17 protein-coding genes are annotated in these 18,191 nt (G+C 70.7%); all 17 read left to right on the top strand.

The genetic code is table 11. From position 1 onward, the window contains the following. The first annotated feature begins 5 nt into the window (after positions 1-5). Complete coding sequence (gene steA / locus JFC09_RS08405) at positions 6-1,280, top strand: putative cytokinetic ring protein SteA (protein WP_198393506.1); 1,275 nt, start codon at positions 6-8, stop codon at positions 1,278-1,280. A gap of 7 nt (positions 1,281-1,287) precedes the next feature. Next, complete coding sequence (locus tag JFC09_RS08400) at positions 1,288-2,325, top strand: copper transporter (RefSeq protein WP_198393505.1); 1,038 nt, start codon at positions 1,288-1,290, stop codon at positions 2,323-2,325. After that, positions 2,322-3,239, top strand: a complete 918-nt coding sequence (locus JFC09_RS08395; protein ID WP_332839702.1) for a hypothetical protein — start codon at positions 2,322-2,324, stop codon at positions 3,237-3,239. Before JFC09_RS08400 ends, JFC09_RS08395 begins: the two co-directional genes overlap by 4 nt. Next, positions 3,239-4,885 carry a murein biosynthesis integral membrane protein MurJ gene (murJ, locus tag JFC09_RS08390; protein ID WP_198393504.1) on the top strand — a complete coding sequence of 549 codons (1,647 nt, stop codon included), beginning with the start codon at positions 3,239-3,241 and terminating at the stop codon, positions 4,883-4,885. The genes JFC09_RS08395 and murJ overlap by 1 nt, the downstream gene beginning before the upstream one ends. A 108-nt stretch (positions 4,886-4,993) precedes the next feature. Further along, the gene (locus tag JFC09_RS08385; protein ID WP_198393503.1) at positions 4,994-6,124 is read left to right on the top strand and encodes a glycosyltransferase family 4 protein; all 1,131 of its coding nucleotides are present in this window, start codon (positions 4,994-4,996) and stop codon (positions 6,122-6,124) included. A 94-nt stretch (positions 6,125-6,218) separates the two neighbouring features. Next, positions 6,219-7,352, top strand: a complete 1,134-nt coding sequence (locus JFC09_RS08380; RefSeq protein WP_198393502.1) for a group 1 glycosyl transferase — start codon at positions 6,219-6,221, stop codon at positions 7,350-7,352. 48 nt (positions 7,353-7,400) lie between these two features. Then, positions 7,401-9,068, top strand: a complete 1,668-nt coding sequence (locus JFC09_RS08375) for a CTP synthase (RefSeq protein WP_198393501.1) — start codon at positions 7,401-7,403, stop codon at positions 9,066-9,068. Then, the gene (locus tag JFC09_RS08370; RefSeq protein WP_198393500.1) at positions 9,061-9,741 is read left to right on the top strand and encodes an NUDIX domain-containing protein; all 681 of its coding nucleotides are present in this window, start codon (positions 9,061-9,063) and stop codon (positions 9,739-9,741) included. Before JFC09_RS08375 ends, JFC09_RS08370 begins: the two co-directional genes overlap by 8 nt. 1 nt (position 9,742) lies before the next feature. Beyond that, positions 9,743-10,705, top strand: coding sequence for a site-specific tyrosine recombinase XerD (locus JFC09_RS08365; protein ID WP_198393499.1), 963 nt, complete (start codon positions 9,743-9,745; stop codon positions 10,703-10,705). A gap of 30 nt (positions 10,706-10,735) precedes the next feature. Next, entirely contained in the window at positions 10,736-11,629 is an 894-nt protein-coding gene (locus JFC09_RS08360) for a ParA family protein (RefSeq protein WP_198393498.1), read from the top strand. A 2-nt stretch (positions 11,630-11,631) separates the two neighbouring features. Next, positions 11,632-12,573 carry a segregation and condensation protein A gene (locus JFC09_RS08355; RefSeq protein WP_232483234.1) on the top strand — a complete coding sequence of 314 codons (942 nt, stop codon included), beginning with the start codon at positions 11,632-11,634 and terminating at the stop codon, positions 12,571-12,573. After that, positions 12,566-13,174, top strand: a complete 609-nt coding sequence (scpB, locus tag JFC09_RS08350; RefSeq protein WP_198393497.1) for an SMC-Scp complex subunit ScpB — start codon at positions 12,566-12,568, stop codon at positions 13,172-13,174. The genes JFC09_RS08355 and scpB overlap by 8 nt, the downstream gene beginning before the upstream one ends. Then, positions 13,171-14,013, top strand: a complete 843-nt coding sequence (locus JFC09_RS08345; RefSeq protein ID WP_198393496.1) for a pseudouridine synthase — start codon at positions 13,171-13,173, stop codon at positions 14,011-14,013. The genes scpB and JFC09_RS08345 overlap by 4 nt, the downstream gene beginning before the upstream one ends. Further along, positions 14,010-15,155 carry a prephenate dehydrogenase gene (locus JFC09_RS08340; protein WP_198393495.1) on the top strand — a complete coding sequence of 382 codons (1,146 nt, stop codon included), beginning with the start codon at positions 14,010-14,012 and terminating at the stop codon, positions 15,153-15,155. Before JFC09_RS08345 ends, JFC09_RS08340 begins: the two co-directional genes overlap by 4 nt. A 41-nt stretch (positions 15,156-15,196) precedes the next feature. Beyond that, on the top strand, positions 15,197-15,859 hold the full coding sequence (gene cmk, locus JFC09_RS08335) for a (d)CMP kinase (RefSeq protein ID WP_198393494.1): 663 nt from the start codon (positions 15,197-15,199) through the stop codon (positions 15,857-15,859). Further along, the gene (gene der / locus JFC09_RS08330) at positions 15,856-17,391 is read left to right on the top strand and encodes a ribosome biogenesis GTPase Der (protein ID WP_198393493.1); all 1,536 of its coding nucleotides are present in this window, start codon (positions 15,856-15,858) and stop codon (positions 17,389-17,391) included. The genes cmk and der overlap by 4 nt, the downstream gene beginning before the upstream one ends. A gap of 142 nt (positions 17,392-17,533) precedes the next feature. Then, a complete protein-coding gene (locus tag JFC09_RS08325; protein ID WP_198393492.1) occupies positions 17,534-18,157 on the top strand; it encodes an L-threonylcarbamoyladenylate synthase in 624 nt (207 codons plus the stop codon). Positions 18,158-18,191 lie beyond the last annotated feature (34 nt).

Here is an 18,191-nt window from a genome sequence, read left to right as displayed (position 1 = left end):
GCATCATGATTCTGCGCAGAACCCGTGAACGGGTGGAAACGGACTCCCGGGTCGGACCGTCGGTCGTTCGGATCGACCGCCGGACCAAGGACCTCACGAAGAGGCTCCAGCCCGGCGACATCGCCGTGATCCGTCATTCCGACATCGACCGCGTGTCCGCGGAGGCGCTCGTGGACTGCCGACCCGCCGCTGTGGTCAACGCGCACAGGTCCGTCTCCGGGGCATACCCCAACCTGGGGCCGGGGATCATCGTCTCCGCGGGGATCCCGCTCATCGACGACGCGGGCGAGGAGCTCTTCGCCCCAGGGCATGTCGAGGAGGGCGAGGAGCTCGCGCTCGAGGGCGGCGACCTGCTCCGCGGAGACACCGTCATCGCCTCCGGCACGGTGCAGACTCGCACGTCGATCGATGAGGCGATGGCCTCGGCGGAATCCGGGATGACCGAAGTGCTCGCGGACTTCGTCGCGAACACCGTGGAATACATCCAGAAGGACTCCGACCTCCTGGACGACGGGCTCGTCGTCCCGCAGGTCCGCACGCACTTCGAGGGCCGCCACGCCCTCATCGTGGTCCGTGGCTACCACTACAAGGAAGACCTCGCGATGCTGCGCCCCTACATCCGGGAGCACCGGCCCGTGCTCATCGGCGTGGACGGCGGAGCGGACGCGATCATGGAGGCCGGGCATCGCCCGGACATGATCGTGGGCGACATGGACTCGGTGTCCGATGCCGCGCTGACGAGCGGCGCGGAGCTCGTCGTCCACGCCTATCGGGACGGTCGGGCGCCCGGCGTCGAACGCGTCACCGACCTCGGGATGGACTGTGTGAAGTTCCCCGCATCCGGCACCAGCGAGGACATCGCCATGCTGCTGGCGGACGACAAGGGCGCTCAGCTCATCGTCGCGGTCGGCACCCATGACACACTCATCGAATTCCTCGACAAGGGCCGCAAGGGGATGGCCTCGACGTTCCTCACGCGCCTGAGGGTGGGCAGCAAGCTGCTCGACGCGAAGGGCGTGTCGCTGCTCTACCGGCAGCGGATCGGTACGGGCCAGCTCATGCTGCTGGCTCTCGCCGGCGTCATCGCGCTGGGCGCCGCGATGTCTGCGACGGCGGCGGGGCAGACCGCGTTCGGTCTGATCGCCGCCCAGTTCGACGGGTTCTTCCAGTGGCTGGGGAATCTGTTCGGCGACCCCGCGGCCGAAGCGACCGCCTTGCCCGAGGCGATGGCCCTGCCCGAGGCCCCCACCCCTTCTCTGCCCCTGACCCCTGAGGACTGAGCCTTCCGTGATCGACTTCCGCTACCACCTCGTCTCCCTCATCTCGGTGTTCCTCGCGCTCGCGGTGGGCATCGTGCTGGGGGCCGGCCCGCTGCAGGGGCCGATCGGCAGTTCCCTCCAGTCGCAGGTCGATGGACTGCGGACCGACCGCGACACGCTGCGCGCCGACCTGGACGTGTCGCGCGCGCACACGGAGCAGACCGCAGCGTTCGTCGAGGCGACCGCGGCGGACCTCATCGCGGACACCCTCACCGACCGCTCTGTGGCCCTCGTCCGGCTCGCAGGGTCCGACAACGACGCGGCGGACGCGGTGAGCGCCCGCGTCGAAGAGGCCGGCGGTGCCGTCGACGTCGACGTGAGCCTCACGGAGGGAGCGTTCGAACCCGCTGATGCGGCGCTGCTCACCTCTCTGCGCGACACGGACCCCACGCTTCCCGACGACGACGCCGCCGTCATCCCTGCGGCGATGGCCCGGGCACTGGGCGCGCAGTCGACCGATGCGCAGGAGCAGGACAGCTCCCCGTCTCCGGGTGCCGATGCCGCAGATGACGAGTCCACCGACGACGAGTCCGCGGACAGTGCGGAGGAATCCCGCGCGGCCTCAGAAGCGCTCTTCGACGTGCTCACGGAGGCGGACCGGATCGAAGCCGGAGAGTGGGGGGACGCGGACGCCGCCGTCGTCATCGCACCGAGCCTGGCGCAGGACGCCGTGGCCGCCCCGGCCGCCTCCCCGTCCCCGACGGCCACGGAGGACGAGGGGACGATCACGACCCGGTCCGCGGCCGTCGCCGCCTACGCGGACTTCGCCTCGGCCCTCGCCGGGGAGTCGACTGTCGTCGTAGCGGGACCCACGACCTCCGCCGTCGGGGGGCTCGTGGAAGCGCTCCGTTCGGATCGCGTCGACCTGTCGACGGTCGACGGCACGGATCTGTCGACCGGCGCCGTCCTCGTGCCGCTGGTCGTCTCCGCAGCGCTCGACGGCGCGTTCGGCGACTACGGGACCGCGCAGGGCGCGACCGCGGTCCTCCCGGATCGTGCGCAGTGACGGGACTTCGTGAGAGTGCCGCCCCGTGGGCGGCGGGCGGATCGACCGTGAGGGGGCGAGCACTGCGGGCCGCGCTGTCTGGGCTCGCCGCCGCTGTCGTCGCCGCAGGCGTCATGCAGGCCCGGTCGGTTGCGGACGCACGATGGCCGCGGCTCGTCCGCGAGAACCACGCGGGGCGTCCCGTCTCGCTGCTCGAGGGGCCGGCTGCTGCGGCTGGTCTCCTCGCCGCCGCGGTCGGTGTACCCGGCGGGGCGGTGAAGACCGCTGCGCTCACCGCGGTGGGGACCGCCGGCGCGCTCGGCTCCGTCGACGACTTTGCGGAGACGGGGTCCTCGAAGGGGCTGCGCGGGCACCTCGGCGCGCTCGCGAGGGGTCGTGTGACGACCGGTGCCGTCAAGGTCATCGGGATCCCCGTGGTGTCCGTGCTCGCGTGCGGCCTCCTGCGCACGGAAGCCGCATCGCTCCGCGGGCGGCTGGCCGACGCCGTGCTCGCCGGCGGGGTCGTCGCGGGAACCGCGAACCTCCTCAATCTCCTGGATCTGCGTCCGGGTCGTGCGCTCAAGGCGGGAGCGCTCATGGCCGCGGGCCAGAGCGCGCTCGACGCGGTCTCCCCAGCCCGCGGCCGCATCCGCGGTGCTGCCGACGCGTCCGCCGCTCTGTGCGGCGGAGCGGCCGGTGCGACCGCCGTCCTGCTGCGGGACGACCTGGGCGGGTCGACGATGCTGGGCGACGCCGGTGCCAATGCGCTGGGCGCTGCGATCGGACTGCGGAGCGCGCTCACCGCCTCACGGCCCCGTCTCGCGTGCGAACTCGCTGTCCTCGCCGCGCTCACCCTCGCCAGCGAACGGGTCTCGTTCACCCGCGTCATCGAGAAGACGCCGGGTCTGCGCGAACTCGACGCGCTGGGCCGCTGATGCCGCGTCTGCTGCGCTTCGCGGCGTCGGCCGCGCTCCTGGTCTCCGTCGCGACGCTCCTGTCGCGCCTCGTGGGGTTCGTCCGCTGGATCGTCTTCTCGCCGACGGTGGGGGCGGGCGCGGTGGGCACCGCCTACCAGTCGGCGAACCAGGTGCCGAACATCCTCTTCGAGGTGATCGCGGGCGGTGCTCTCGCCGGCGCCGTCGTGCCGCTGCTCGCGGGACCGCTGTCGCGCGCGGACCGTGGGACGGCCTCCCGGATCACCTCGGCACTCCTCACATGGTCGGTGACGCTCACGCTGCCGCTGGCGGTCGTCATCGCGGTCTTCAGCGAACCGATCGCCTCCCTGCTGCTGAGCGGGGAGGAGCAGATCAGCTATGCCGCCGGGTTCCTCCTCGTGTTCGCCCCGCAGCTGGTGCTCTACGGGATCGGCGGTGTCCTCACCGGTGTGCTCCAGGCGCATCGCAAGTTCCTCTGGCCCGCCTTCATGCCGCTCGTGTCGAGCCTCATCGTCATCGGCGTCTACGTGGCGTACGGGCGACTGCGCGGCCCCGGCGTCGAACCCGACAGCCCCGCCGCGCTCGCACTGCTCGCGTGGGGGACGACCGCGGGCGTCGCGGCCCTCGCACTGCCGCTCGCACTGCCGACCGCGAGGACCGGTCTGCGGGTCCGCCCCACGTGGCGGTTCCCCGCGGGCGTGGGGCCGCGGGCGGTGCGGCTGGCGGCCGCCGGGATGACGGTCCTGCTCGCCCAGCAGGTGGCCACCCTCATGATCATGGTGGTCTCGAACCACGTGGGCGGCGAAGGCGTCTTCGTCGTCTTCAGCTACATCCAGGCGGTCTACCTGCTGCCCTATGCGGTCCTCGCGATCCCCGTCGCGACCATCGCCTTCCCCCGCCTGTCCGAGCTCGCGTCCGCCGCTCGGTCGATGGCCCCTGCGTCCCCGGGGCAGTCGACCGGGTCCGAGGCGGCAGCCTCCGCCGAGGTCGACGCCATGATCGCGCGCACGTCCCGGTTGGTCATCGCTCTGGGTCTGGCCGGAGCCGCACTCCTCGCCGCCGCGGCGACCCCGCTGGGCACGTTCTTCTCCGGGCTCGATGCGGCCCGTGACGATGTGAGGACCCTGTTCCCCGCACTGGGCGACACCGTGCGGATCATCGCGTGGGCGGTGCCGGGCTGGTGCTTCGTCGCCTGGGGGACACGCGTGTTCTACGCGCTCGAGCGCTCGCGCACCGCAGCGCTCACGACCGCCGTCGGATGGGGGTCGGTCGCACTGGGCGTCGTCGTCGGCATCCCCCTCGTCGCAGCGGACCCGGCCCCGCGGACGCTCATGCTCCTGGGCGCGGCCCACGTCCTCGGGATGACGATCGCCGGGCTGAGCCTCATCGCGGGGATCGTCCGCAACCGGGGCCGGGCATCCGTCGCGGGGCTTCCGCGGACGGTCGTCACCGCGGCGATCGGCGCGGGGCTGGGCGCGTTGGCGGGGACGGTCGCGGCCCACGGCCTCGGCGGCCTCGTGGGGGAGTCGCCCGTCGGATCCGTCATTGCGGGCGTCGCGGGCGGGTTCGTCGCGATCGTCGTCGTGGTGGGACTCGTGGCGGCGGCCGACCGGGGCACACTGGCCCACGTCCGCACGCTGCGCTGAAGTCGTGGCCGTCGGCGCGAAGCGGCGTGCCGGAGCGATATCCTGGAGCCCGTGGTCCCGCCCAGGGCGGGACCGTCCACTGCAGGCAGACGAAAGGGGCACGGGCGCATGCGCATCCTCATCGTGCTGGGCACCTCGACGGGCGGCGTGGGCACGCACGTGGCGGCTCTCGCACAGAACCTCGCGGCTTCCGGCGATGTCGTCGGGGTGATCGGTCCGACACAGACGCAAGCGCAGTTCGGCTTCGACGACCGCCCTCGCGTCCGCTTCGCGCCGCTGGAGATCAGCACGACCGTGGGGCCGGGCGACGTCGCAGCAGTGCGCCGCCTCCGGCGTCTCGTGACGTCTTTCCGCGCCGATGTCGTCCACGCGCACGGCTTCCGCGCCTCGCTCGTGACGCTCGCTGCACTCACCGGACTGCGGAAGCGGCCCGGCTTCGTCTCGAGCTGGCACAACACGCTCATGGGGACCGGGGCTCGTGCGCGTGCGGAGCGCGCGGTCGCGAAGGCGATCGCGCGCGGCGCGGACCGTGTGCTGGGGGTGAGTGAGGACCTCGTCGCGCTCGCGCGAGACCTGGGCGCCACGACCGCCCGCTTCGCGCCGGCGGCGTCACCTCCCGAAGGCTTCGCCGAAGACGTGAACTCGTCTCTGCTGCGCAGCTCGTTGGCCCGCGAACTCGACATCCCCCGGGAGGGGCCGCTCCTCCTGGCCGTGGGCCGGGTCGCGCCGCAGAAGGACTACGACGTCCTCATCGACGCGCTCGCCGCGATCGCGGAGGACCATCCGGACGCCCAGTGCCTCATCGCGGGATCCGCGGACGCGGCGGAGAAGGCGCGACTCACGGCGAGGATCGAGGAGCACGCGCGGAACGGGCACCGACCCGCGGTCCACTTCCTGGGCCAGCGGTCCGACATCCCGGCCCTCAACCAGGTGAGCGACATCTTCGTCCTCTCCAGCCGGTGGGAGGCCCGGGCCCTCGTCCTGCAGGAAGCGATGCTGGCAGGCAAGGCGATCCTCGCGACCGCGACGGGAGGGACACCGGAACTCGTCGGCGACGCGGGGATCCTCGTGCCGACGGGTGACGCCGAGGCCTTCGCCGCCGGCCTGCGTAAGCTCCTCGAAGACGGGGGCCTGCGCGCGGAGCTGGGCCGGAAGGCGGCGCTGCGCGCATTGGAGCTGCCGACTGAGGAGGACGCCGCCCACGCGGCCCGGGCGGCGTACACGGAGGTCAGCCGGTAGGCTGTGGAACGGTGAAGTCGCGTGCGACCCCGGGCGGTCACTCATCCGTCCGCAAGCGGTCCGCGCACTGTCGCAGGACCGGAAGGAAGCGCACATGTTCGAAGACCAGCCCGAGTCGGCCGGGCTGAGCCCCGATGCCCGCATTCTCCACGTCGTCACGACGACGCGCGGTGTGATCGGAGAGGTCGCCGTGGACGCGATCCGCGGCCACCTGGCCACCGGCCACCGTGTGGCGGTCGCCGCGCGCTCCTCCGTCGTCCGCGATCTGGACCTGCCGCAGACACCCGAACTCGCTGTCATCCCCATCGGTGCCCGCGACCGTGTGACGAGCGCGGACCCCGGTGCGAGTCTCACCCTCCACCAGCACTACCGGCACGTCGACCTCGTCCATGCCCACGGGCTGCACGCCGGCGCGCTGGCGGGGGCCGCCATGACGGGGCTGCCAGCCCGGCTGCGCCCCGCTCTCGTCGTGACGGTGGGCCGCTTCCGCGAGTCGAGCGTCCTCGACGGGACGGCCGCACGGATCGTGGCGCGCACCGCAGCGGTCGTCCTCGGTACGACGGACCCCGTCGCCGCGCAGTTCGCGGATTCGGTGCCGGTCACAGAGCGCGCGCAGCTGCGCAGCCCCGACGTGTCCCGGCGGCTGGCCCCCGTCGTGGGACGCGCGCAGACGCGCGAGAACCTCGACGTCCCGGCTGGCGCCTTCCTTGTCGCGACACCCATGCGACTGGTGGACGGGGACGAACTCACGACGTTCCTCGAGGCCGCCGTGACGATGTTCGACCACCGTCCGGACCGCCGTGTGGTCTTCGCCCTCACCGGGACAGGGCGCGAGCGCAGCACCGTGGCGAAGAGCTTCACACGCAGGCACCCGGTCGTCCTGGGCGACGAGGGGGCCGTGGCGGACGTGCTCGCCGCAGCGGACGTCGTCGTGGCGTCGAAGGACATGACCGGCGTCGACGTCGAAGGCGTCATGCAGCTGGGCCGCGCGACGGTGGTCCTGGGGAACGAGCGCACCGCGCGGGCATGGGGCGAAGCCGCACCGCGCGTCGACCCCCGGGACACCGCCGGCCTCCTGGCCGCGATCACGACACTCCTCGACTCACCGATCGATCGGACGACCGCTGCGTTCGCCGTGCAGCGACGCGTCGACGACGTCGACGCGTCAGCCCTCATCGCGGAGGACCTGCTCGACGTCTACGCGGCAGCGCTCACCCAGAAGCGCTGACCGTCACGGCGGGTCGGAACGGCCCGCCCACTGGTAGTATGGAGGTCCGTGGTGAGACGACTGAGTACAAGCGGCGGACAGCAGACACGGCAGATCTTCGTCACCGGCGGCGTGGCCTCCTCCCTGGGAAAGGGGCTCACGGCCTCGAGCCTGGGCCATCTGCTCCGCAAGCGGGGCCTCCGGGTGGCGATGCAGAAGCTGGACCCCTACCTCAACGTGGATCCTGGGACGATGAACCCGTTCCAGCACGGTGAGGTCTTCGTCACCGACGACGGCGCGGAGACGGACCTGGACATCGGGCACTACGAACGTTTCCTCGACGTGTCGCTGGACGCGAGCGCGAACATCACGACCGGACAGGTCTACTCCTCCGTCATCGCGAAGGAGCGAAGAGGCGCGTACCTGGGCGACACGGTCCAGGTGATCCCGCACATCACGGACGAGATCAAAACCCGCATGCGCGCTCAGGCGGAGCGCACCGACGACGGCGCACCGGACGTCATCATCACGGAGATCGGCGGCACGGTGGGCGACATCGAGTCACTGCCGTTCCTCGAAGCCGCGAGGCAGGCGCGGCACGATATCGGACGGGAGAACGTCCTCTTCATCCATGTCTCACTCGTCCCGTACCTGGCCCCCAGCGGGGAGCTCAAGACGAAGCCCACCCAGCACTCCGTCGCGCAGCTGCGCTCGATCGGCATCACCCCCGACGCCCTCGTGCTGCGCGCGGACCGCGAACTGCCGGATTCCATCTGCGGGAAGATCGCTGCCGCCTGCGACGTCGACCTCGATGCGGTCGTGCCGTGCATCGACGCCGCGAGCATCTATGACATCCCCCGGGTCCTCCACGACGGGGGACTCGACGTGTACGCACTCCGCAGACTCGACCTGCCGTTCCAGGATGTCGACTGGACGGAGTGGGACGCACTTCTGGAACGGGTGCACAGCCCGTCGGCCACCGTGTCGGTGGGACTGGTGGGGAAGTACATCGACCTGCCGGACGCCTACCTGTCGGTGACCGAGGCCCTGCGTCACGGCGGCTTCGCCCACGACGCGCGGGTCGACGTCCGGTGGATCCCCTCCGACTCCTGCGACACTCCCGACGGCGCCGCCGCACAGCTGTCAGGCATCGACGCGATCTGCGTGCCCGGCGGATTCGGCATCCGCGGGATCGAGGGGAAGCTGGGCGCACTCGCCCACGCGCGGACGCACGGTCTGCCGGTTCTGGGACTCTGCCTCGGAATGCAGTGCATGGTGATCGAGTACGCGCGCAACGTGCTGGGTCTCGCAGACGCCTCGTCGACGGAGTTCGACCCGGACTCCACGGAGCCGGTGATCGCCACCCTGGCCGAGCAGCGGGCGGTTGTGGACGGTGGCGGGGACATGGGCGGCACGATGCGCCTGGGGAGCCAGCCGGCACTCCTCAGCGACGGCAGCGTGGTAGCGACCGCGTACGGGGCGAGAGAGGTCGTCGAACGCCACCGCCACCGGTACGAGGTGAACAACGCCTACCGCGACCGGTTGGAGGAGTCGGGGCTGCGCATCTCCGGGACCTCCCCTGACGGTGCACTCGTCGAATTCGTGGAGCTGCCGACCGACGCGCATCCGTTCTACGTGGCGACGCAGGCGCATCCGGAGTTCCGCAGCAGGCCCACCCGACCCCACCCGCTGTTCGCCGGACTCATCGGCGCGGCATTGGAGCACCAGCATGCATGAGAACCGACCAGACACCGGCGTAGACACCGACACAGATCCCGCGACCCCGGCCCCCCTCGTCGACCAGCCGGTGGACGTCGAGGTGACCGACCGCGCGACAGTCTACGAAGGTGCTGTCTGGGACGTCGTGAGCGAGACGTTCCACCTGCCGGAAGCAGGCGGCACCCTCACCCGCGATGTGCTCGCCCACACGGGTGCGGTCGCGGTCGCGGCGATCGACGAGGAGGACCGTATCCTCCTGATCCGGCAGTACCGGCATCCCATCCGCATGCGCGACTGGGAGATCCCGGCGGGGCTGCGCGACGTCGCCGGGGAGGAACCGGCGGTGACTGCGGCGCGGGAACTGGGGGAAGAAGCCGACCTGCGAGCCGCTGAGTGGCACACGCTCGCGGACATGTACACGACCCCCGGCGGTTCGACGGAGGTCATCCGCATCTACCTGGCCCGCGACGTCACCGACCTCCCTCCCGCGCAGCGGACGCAGCGCGAGGGGGAGGAGCGGGGGATCGTCCTCCGGTGGACGCCGCTCGCAGAAGCGGTCGACGCGGTGCTCACCGGACGCATCGGCAATGCCACCGCCTGCCTGGCGATCCTCCACGCGGACCGCGCGCGGGCCCGCGGGTGGACAGACCTGCGTCCCGTGGACGCCCCGTGGCCGGGCGACCGGGACTGAGATGGCTCGCCACGGAGCGCAGCTCCTGCCCGAGGCGTCCGCGCCACTGCTGAGGCCCGTCGAGGACTACCTTGCGCACATCGAGCTGGAGCGCGGCCTGTCCCGCAACACGGTGGACGCCTACGCCCGGGATCTCGCCCGCTACCTCACGTGGCTCATCGACCGGGACATCGCGCACCTCTCGGAGGTGACGGAGGAGGACCTCCTCGCATTCCGCGCCGCGATCGACGCGGAAGGGCTCGCCGCATCCTCACAGGCACGGATCGGCGTCGCCGTGCGGCGGCTCCACGACCACCTGCTGGGGGAGGGCCAGACCGACGGCGACCCCGCGGCTGCGCTCTCGCCGCCCCGACAGACGGAGCGACTGCCCTCCGCGCTCACGGTCGCGCAGGTCGAATCGATCCTCGCGACGACGGCAGGGGAGGACCCCGTCCAGCGACGCGCGGCGGCACTCCTCGAGCTGCTCTACGCGACGGGGGCGCGGATCAGCGAAGCGGTGGGGATCGACCTCGACGACTTCGACCTCGACCGCGGCACCGTGAGGCTCTACGGGAAGGGCGCGAAGGAGCGGCTGGTCCCCGTCGGCTCCCATGCGCGAGCGGCGCTCGAGACGTGGACGGTGCGCAGCAGGCCGCACTTCGCCTCCCGGCAGTCGAAGACGACGGGCGCGCGGCAGCCCGGCCGCGCCGGCGCGGTGTTCCTCAACCAGCGCGGAGGCCGGCTCAGCCGGCAGTCCGCATGGGCGATCGTCGGACGGGCCGCGGAGGCTGCGGGTGTTCCGCACGTCACACCGCACACCCTGCGCCACTCCTTCGCGACCCACCTCCTGGAGGGCGGCGCGGACATCCGCGTGGTCCAGGAGCTGCTCGGGCACGCCTCCGTCGTCACGACGCAGATCTACACGCGCGTCACGGTGCAGACGCTCCGCGAGGTGTACGCGTCGTCGCACCCCCGCGCGCGATAGGCTGAAGCCCACCGCAGCAGCAGCAAGGAGATGAGGAAGCACGTGGCAGACTCGCAGCAGCGGCTCGACATCGCGGCCGACGCACCACTGGGGCCCACCGGGCGCCCCCACCGGGAGTACCCGGAACCCGCGCCGCTCGACGGACACGGGCCGGCACGCATCATCGCGATGGTGAACCAGAAGGGCGGCGTCGGCAAGACCACGTCGTCGATCAACCTGGGTGCCGCGCTCGCCGGGTACGGCAGGCGGGTCCTCCTCGTCGACTTCGATCCGCAGGGTGCACTGTCCGTGGGGCTGGGCATCAATCCGAACGCGCTCGAGAAATCGGTCTACAACGTCCTCATGAGCGCGCGGCTGGACCCGCACGAAGTCATCCATGAGACGGCCGTGGACAACATCGACGTGATGCCGGCGAACATCGACCTGTCAGCGGCGGAGATCCAGCTGGTGGGCGAAGTGGCCCGCGAGCAGGTGCTCGCGCGGGCGCTGTCGAAGGTCGCGGACGAGTACGACGTCGTGCTCGTGGACTGCCAGCCGTCGCTGGGCCTGCTCACCGTCAACGCCCTCACCGCGGCGCACGGCGTCATCATCCCGCTGGAGACGGAGTTCTTCGCGCTGCGCGGCGTGGCGCTGCTCGTGGAGACGATCGAGAAGGTCCAGGACCGCCTGAACCCGTCGCTCACGATCGACGGGATCCTCGCGACGATGTTCGACGGCCGCACCCTCCATTCGCGCGAGGTCATCGCGAGCGTCGTCGACGCGTTCGGTGAGACGGTCTTCGACACCGTCATCAACCGGACCGTGAAGTTCCCGGACGCGACCGTCGCCGCGGAGCCGATCACCACGTTCGCGCCGACGCACAAGGGCGCCGACTCGTACCGCAGTCTCGCCCGGGAACTCATCGCCCGCGGTGGCTCACCCTGACGATGAGCGCCGTGACGTCGCCGGAGGCGCCGGCGGAGACTCCCATGGAGGCTGCGGTCGACGCTGCGGACGGCGTCACCGGTGGAACATCCGACACCGGGGCCCCGGCGGGCTTCACCGTCGATCTCGAGAACTTCTCCGGTCCTTTCGACGTCCTCCTCGACCTCATCGCCCGCAGGTCGCTCGACATCACGGAGATCGCGCTGGCCGAGGTCACGGACGACTTCCTTGCATACGTCGCCACGCTGCGCGGGACCAGGAGCCTCGATGAGCTGAGCCATTTCCTGCTCGTCGCCGCGACGCTTCTGGACCTCAAGCTCGCACGGCTGCTGCCGGGTGCGGAAGTCGAGGATGAGCTGGACCTCGAGCTGCTGGAGGCCCGCGACCTCCTCTTCGCCCGCCTCCTCCAGTACCGCGCGTACAAGGACGTGTCGCGGGTGCTCGCCCAGCGGATGGGGGACGCGGCGCAGGCGGTCCCGCGCGCGGTACCTCTGGAGAGGGAGTTCAGGGACGTCCTCCCGCCGCTGGAGTTCAGCACGTCGGGTTCGGTGCTCGCCGCGGTCTTCGCGGCCGTCGTGTCCCGCGATCGGACGCCTCCGGCCGTCGCGCTGGACCATCTGCACGACGCGCACGTGTCCGTCCCCGAACAGCGCGCGCTGCTGCTGTCGCGACTGCGGGAGGAGACGCGGATCGACTTCGCCACACTGGTCGACGACGCGGAGAGCAGGCTGGTGGTCGTCGCTCGCTTCCTCGCTCTGCTGGAGCTCTTCAAGGCCGGCCTGTGCGATTTCGACCAGCCGGAGGCGCTGGGTCCGCTCACCGTGGCGCTCACGGTGGGCGGGGACGACCACGCGATCCCGGACGAGGGTCCGTATCCGGACGAGGACATGACGGTGGACCAGAGCGCGCAGATGACGGCGGAGGACGGAGGATCGCATGAGTGAGGCGGTGTCGGACGAGCTGCTCGCGGGCCTCGAAGCGGTGCTCATGGTCACCGATGAGCCCGTGACCGTCGAGCAGCTGAGCGAAGGACTGGGAGTCGAAGCCGACGAGGTGGCTGCGGCGCTCACGGAGCTGGCCGCGGACTACGACGGGGAGCGCGGGAACCGCACCCGCGGATTCCGTCTCGCCCGGGCAGCTGGCGGCTGGCGGATCTATTCGCGTGCGGAGCACCACGACGTCGTGTCTGCGTTCCTCACGGCAGGGCATTCGGCGAAGCTGTCGCAGGCGGCGCTGGAGACACTCGCCGTCGTCGCGTACCGCCAGCCCGTCACCCGCGCGCGCATCTCCGCGATCCGGGGAGTGAACGTCGACGGGGTCGTCCGCACACTGCTGCTGCGGGGTCTCCTCGTCGAATCCGGCACCGATGAGACGACAGGCGCCGTGAGATTCGTGACTACCCCCGCGTTCCTCGAAGCCGCCGGATTGGAGCGCATCGAGGACCTTCCGGACATCGCCCCGTTCCTCCCCGAGGGGGAGGAAGCACTGCGTGCGGGCGAAGCCGGTGCGGCAGATGCCGAAGAGTTCGGGATAATGGGGGGATGAGCTCATCGGATCCCCGTTCCCCCGGACATCGTTCCCGCCGACCCTCGCGCCGCGAACGCGCCGCCCGCACGAACCAGAACACCGGCACCGGACAGGTGTCGGATGTCCACCGCGACGACGGGGTGCGCCTCCAGAAGGTGCTCGCCGACGCCGGAGTGGGGTCTCGCCGCGCCTGTGAGACCCTCATCGCAGAGGGCCGTGTCGAGGTGGACGGGGTCGTGGTCCGGGAACTCGGCACCCGCATCGACCCGGAGACGCAGGCGGTCCACGTCGACACGCTGCGCATCACCACGAGCCCGGACCGTGTCTACTTCGCTCTCAACAAGCCTGCGAAGGTCGTCACGTCGATGAGCGACCCGGAAGGCCGCAAGACGATCGCGGACTACGTGCGGGATCGTCAGGAGCGGCTCTTCTACGTGGGTCGCCTCGACTACGACACGGAGGGGCTGCTCCTCCTCACGAACGACGGGGAGCTGTCGAACCGTCTCACACACCCGTCCTACGAGGTGCCGAAGACGTATCTGGCCCGGGTGCGCGGTCCGGTTCCGCGCGACGCGGGTGCCCGACTGCGCGACGGGATCGAACTGGAGGACGGGATCGCTCACGTCGACTCGTTCAAGCTCGTCGATTCGACTCCCGGTCACGCCCTCGTCGAGGTCGTCCTCCATTCGGGCCGCAATCGGGTCGTGAGGAGGCTGCTCGACGCGGTGGGCACGCCGGTCGAACGGCTCGTCCGCACCCATTTCGGTCCCATCGCGCTCGCGGAGCAGCGTCCCGGCAAGCTGCGGACGCTGCGCCCGCACGAGGTCGGCGAGCTCATGAAGGCCGTCGACCTGTGAGTCGGGGCGATGTCCCGGACCGCGCGCACATCGTCGGTACGGGGCTCCTCGGCACGTCGGTGGGGCTCGCCCTGCAGCGTGCCGGCTGCGCCGTGACGCTCGAGGACACCTCACCCACTGCTGGTCGGCTGGCCGCCGACATGGGTGCGGGCGTCCTCGCGGACCCGCATCCGGACACGGAGCTCGTCGTCGTGGCGGCGCCTCCGGACGTCGCCGCGGACATCATCGTCGCGCAGCTGCGCGCACTCCCGGAGGCGACGGTCACGGACGTCGCGAGTGTGAAGGGCATCATCCTCGACCGTGTGCGGTCGCAGACGGTGGGCGACGAACTCGACCGCTACATCGGCTCGCATCCGATGGCGGGCCGTGAGAAGTCCGGCGCCGTCGCCGCCCGGGTCGACCTCTTCGAGGCCCGCCCCTGGGTGGTCTGCTCCGACGAGCACACGCCGCAGCACCGGCTGGCCCAGGTCGTCGCCGCCGCCGAGGCCGTGGGCGCCACGGTCCTGCACCTCGAGCCCGAATTCCACGATTCCTCCGTCGCCCGGGTCTCCCACGCACCGCAGGTGATCGCGTCCCTCATGGCCGCGCAGCTCATCGAGATGCCCGTGGACGGCATCGCGCTCGCGGGGCAGGGCCTGCGGGACGTCATCCGCATCGCGGCGTCCGACCCCGGTCTCTGGACCCAGATCCTCGCGGGCAACGCGTCAGCGGTCCGGGACGTCCTCATCGGTGTGCGCGACGATCTCGACCGTGTGGTCGAGGCCCTGTCCCTGGAACCCGGCGGGTACGGGGTGCTGGCATCGACGATCGCTGCGGGCAACGAGGGCCACCAGCGGATCCCGGGCAAGCACGGCCAGGCCCCCACGGTCTACGGCACAGTCACGGTCGTCGTGGGCGACGAGCCCGGCGGGCTCGCGCGCCTCTTCAGCGACGTGCACGACCTCGACATCAACATCGAGGACGTGCGCATCGACCACGCGACGGGCCACCGGCTGGGCAGCACGGACCTCATGGTGCTGCCGGACCGCGTACAGGACCTCGTGGTCGGTCTCGGCCGACGGGGGTGGCGCCTGCCCGAGCACCCGGACGCCGAGGGCCAGGACACATCCGATCGACCCGTGGGCGGCTCCGCATCCGGATAGGGTGGACAGAGCACAGCAGAAGCGAGAGAGGTTCTCATCACATGGCAGTCATCGCGATCGACGGTCCCAGCGGCGTTGGGAAGTCCAGCACGTCCAAAGAGGTGGCACGCCGCCTGGGATACGGCTACCTCGACACCGGCGCGATGTACCGTGCGATGGCGTGGCTGTGCCTCAATCGCGGCGTGACCGATCCCGGGGACGTCGTCGAACTCATCCGCGGGGCGGACCTGGAGATCACGACGGACCCGGACGGTTTCCGTGTGGAGGTCGACGGGATGGACATCACCGACGACATCCGTGGGGCAGAGGTGTCGGAGAACGTCCAGACCGTGTCCGGCGTGCAGGACGCGCGTGACGAGCTCATCGAGCGCCAGCGGGAGATCATCTCCGGCACGCAGCCCGGCATCGTCGTCGAAGGCCGTGACATCACGACGGTCGTCGCACCGGACGCTCCGGTCCGGATCCTCATGACGGCGGACGAGGCGGTGCGCATCGCCCGGCGGTCGACGGAGGTGCACGGCACCGCGGACGCGGCCGCGGTGGAAGCGACGCGGAAGCTCGTCGTCGATCGCGACGCCAAGGATTCGCGGACGACCAGCTTCCTCACGGCGGCGGACGGCGTCCACACACTCGATACGACAGACGTGGGCTTCGAGCAGGCCGTCGAGGCCGTGCTCGCGCTCGTGGAAGGCACGACATCATGACGGACATCCAGGACGGCGGCGCAGCGGACGACGACTTCACACCTGCACCGGACGACGACCTCGTCGACCGGATCGCGCAGATGGACGAGGCGGAGGCCGAACAGCGCGCCGCGTCCCTGCGCAGCGGACTCGAGGCCTACGACCTCGAGGACGAGGACCGTGCGCTGCTCGACGCGTTCGAAACCGGTGACGGCGTCGCCGCGACGATCCCTCCCGCTCCTGTCCTCGCGATCGTGGGGCGGCCGAACGTCGGCAAATCGACGCTCGTCAACCGGATCCTCGGCAGGCGCGAAGCGGTCGTCGAGGACGTCCCGGGAGTCACGCGCGACCGGGTGCGCTACAGCGCGGAGTGGGGAGGTCGTCCCCTCACCCTCGTGGACACCGGTGGGTGGGACATCGACATGCGCGGTATGTCGTCCCGTATCGCCGGCCAGGCGGAGATCGCCGTCGATCAGGCGGACGCGGTCCTCCTCGTCGTCGACGTGACGACCGGTGTGACTTCGACGGACGAGCACGTGGTGCGTATGCTCCGCCGCGCGGGGAAGCCTGTGATCCTCACGGCGAACAAGGTGGACGACGAGCGGGGTGAGATCCAGGCGGCAGAGCTGTGGGCACTCGGGCTGGGTGAGCCGCACACCGTGTCGGCGATGCACGGTCGCGGTGTCGCGGATCTCCTGGACGTCGTCATGGAGACACTTCCCCGCCACTCGGAGGTGGATGCCGCGGAGGAGCCGGGGGGTCCGCGCCGCATCGCACTCGTGGGACGCCCCAACGTGGGGAAGTCGTCGCTGCTCAACCACCTCGCGAAAGAGGAGCGGGTGATCGTCGACAATGTCGCGGGAACCACCCGCGATCCCGTCGACCAGGTGGTCGAGCTGGGCGGCAAGCCCTGGCGGTTCGTCGACACCGCCGGCATCAAGAAGCGTGTCCGGCAGGCGAGCGGAGCGGAATACTACGCGTCGCTGCGCACGCAGACGGCGCTCGAGCGCGCAGAGCTCGCGCTGGTGCTCCTCGAGGCGAACGAGCCGCTGAGCGAGCAGGACATCAGGATCGTGCGCAGTGCGACGGAGGCCGGCCGTGCGCTCGTCCTCGCGTTCAACAAGTGGGACCTCCTCGATGAGGAGCGCAGGCATTGGCTGGAGCGGGAGATCGAGAAGGACCTCGCACACGTCGAGTGGGCTCCCCGGGTGAACATCTCCGCGAAGACGGGGCGGCACGCGGAGAAGCTCGTCCCGGCGATGGAGCGAGCGCTCGAGGGCTGGGACATGCGGATCCCCACGAGCAGGCTGAATGCGTTCCTCGGGGAGCTCGTCGCGGCGAACCCCCACCCGGTGCGCGGTGGCAAGCAGCCGCGCATCCTCTTCGGCACGCAGGTGTCGCACCGGCCGCCCCACATCGTCCTCTTCACGACGGGGTTCCTCGACCCCGGATACCGGCGCTTCATCCTCCGGCGGCTGCGGGAGACATTCGACTTCACCGGCACGCCCATCCAGTTGGGCATGCGGATCCGGGAGAAGAGGAAGCGGCGGTGACCTCCGCGGAGCAGGTGTCGCGGGCACCGTCTTCAGCAGCGCCTCGCTCAGGGACCCCGTCGGTGCGTCCCGGTCGGTAAGCCGTCCTGCCGCTGGTGGAGTGACCTGTTGTCCTCGTGACCGGAGCCACTACGATGTGGGTATGAAAGCGAATACCCTCACCATTCACCCGGTCGATCCCCAGCCACGGCTGATCCGCCAGGCCGCAGAGGTCATCCGGAACGGCGGGCTCGTCGCCTACCCGACGGATTCCTGCTATGCGCTGGGGTGCTCTCTGGAGAACAGGGAGGGGATCGAGCGGATCGCCCGGATCCGCAGCTTGGACTCGAAGCACCACTTCACGCTCATGTGCGATGAGTTCGCGCAGCTGGGACAGTTCGTCATCATCGACAACTCGGCGTTCCGCACGATCAAGTCGCTCACTCCTGGGCCGTACACCTTCATCATGAAGGCGACCAAGGAGGTGCCGCGGAAGATGATGCACCCCAAGAAGAACTCCGTGGGTGCGCGGATACCGGAGAACCCGACCGCGCTGTCACTGGTCCGTGAGGTGGGCGAACCGATCCTGTCGTCGACGCTGCTGCTGCCCGGACACGAGAACCCGCTCACGAACGCGGAGGAAGTCGCCCAGGCGATCGGCAACGACGTCGATCTCATCATCGATTCCGGGACTCCGGGAGTGACACCGACAAGCGTCATCGACTTCACGGAGGGTGCTCCGATCGTCCGTCGTGAAGGGGCCGGGGACGTCTCCCGCTTCGACTGACAGGGGTAGCCCACGACCATCGGCGACGGCGCCG

Source organism: Brevibacterium yomogidense (genome assembly GCF_016107685.1).
Lineage (GTDB): Bacteria > Actinomycetota > Actinomycetes > Actinomycetales > Brevibacteriaceae > Brevibacterium > Brevibacterium yomogidense.
This window is presented reverse-complemented; position numbering and strand designations above follow the sequence as displayed.

Bases quoted from the DNA above. Each gene is read 5' to 3' on its own strand.
- steA (WP_198393506.1), top strand. From the start codon at position 6: ATGATTCTGCGCAGAACCCGTGAACGGGTGGAAACGGACTCCCGGGTC.
- murJ (WP_198393504.1), top strand. From the start codon at position 3,239: ATGCCGCGTCTGCTGCGCTTCGCGGCGTCGGCCGCGCTCCTGGTCTCC.
- JFC09_RS08385 (WP_198393503.1), top strand. From the start codon at position 4,994: ATGCGCATCCTCATCGTGCTGGGCACCTCGACGGGCGGCGTGGGCACG.
- JFC09_RS08380 (WP_198393502.1), top strand. From the start codon at position 6,219: ATGTTCGAAGACCAGCCCGAGTCGGCCGGGCTGAGCCCCGATGCCCGC.
- JFC09_RS08370 (WP_198393500.1), top strand. From the start codon at position 9,061: ATGCATGAGAACCGACCAGACACCGGCGTAGACACCGACACAGATCCC.
- JFC09_RS08365 (WP_198393499.1), top strand. From the start codon at position 9,743: ATGGCTCGCCACGGAGCGCAGCTCCTGCCCGAGGCGTCCGCGCCACTG.
- JFC09_RS08360 (WP_198393498.1), top strand. From the start codon at position 10,736: ATGAGGAAGCACGTGGCAGACTCGCAGCAGCGGCTCGACATCGCGGCC.
- JFC09_RS08355 (WP_232483234.1), top strand. From the start codon at position 11,632: ATGAGCGCCGTGACGTCGCCGGAGGCGCCGGCGGAGACTCCCATGGAG.
- scpB (WP_198393497.1), top strand. From the start codon at position 12,566: ATGAGTGAGGCGGTGTCGGACGAGCTGCTCGCGGGCCTCGAAGCGGTG.
- JFC09_RS08345 (WP_198393496.1), top strand. From the start codon at position 13,171: ATGAGCTCATCGGATCCCCGTTCCCCCGGACATCGTTCCCGCCGACCC.
- cmk (WP_198393494.1), top strand. From the start codon at position 15,197: ATGGCAGTCATCGCGATCGACGGTCCCAGCGGCGTTGGGAAGTCCAGC.
- der (WP_198393493.1), top strand. From the start codon at position 15,856: ATGACGGACATCCAGGACGGCGGCGCAGCGGACGACGACTTCACACCT.
- JFC09_RS08325 (WP_198393492.1), top strand. From the start codon at position 17,534: ATGAAAGCGAATACCCTCACCATTCACCCGGTCGATCCCCAGCCACGG.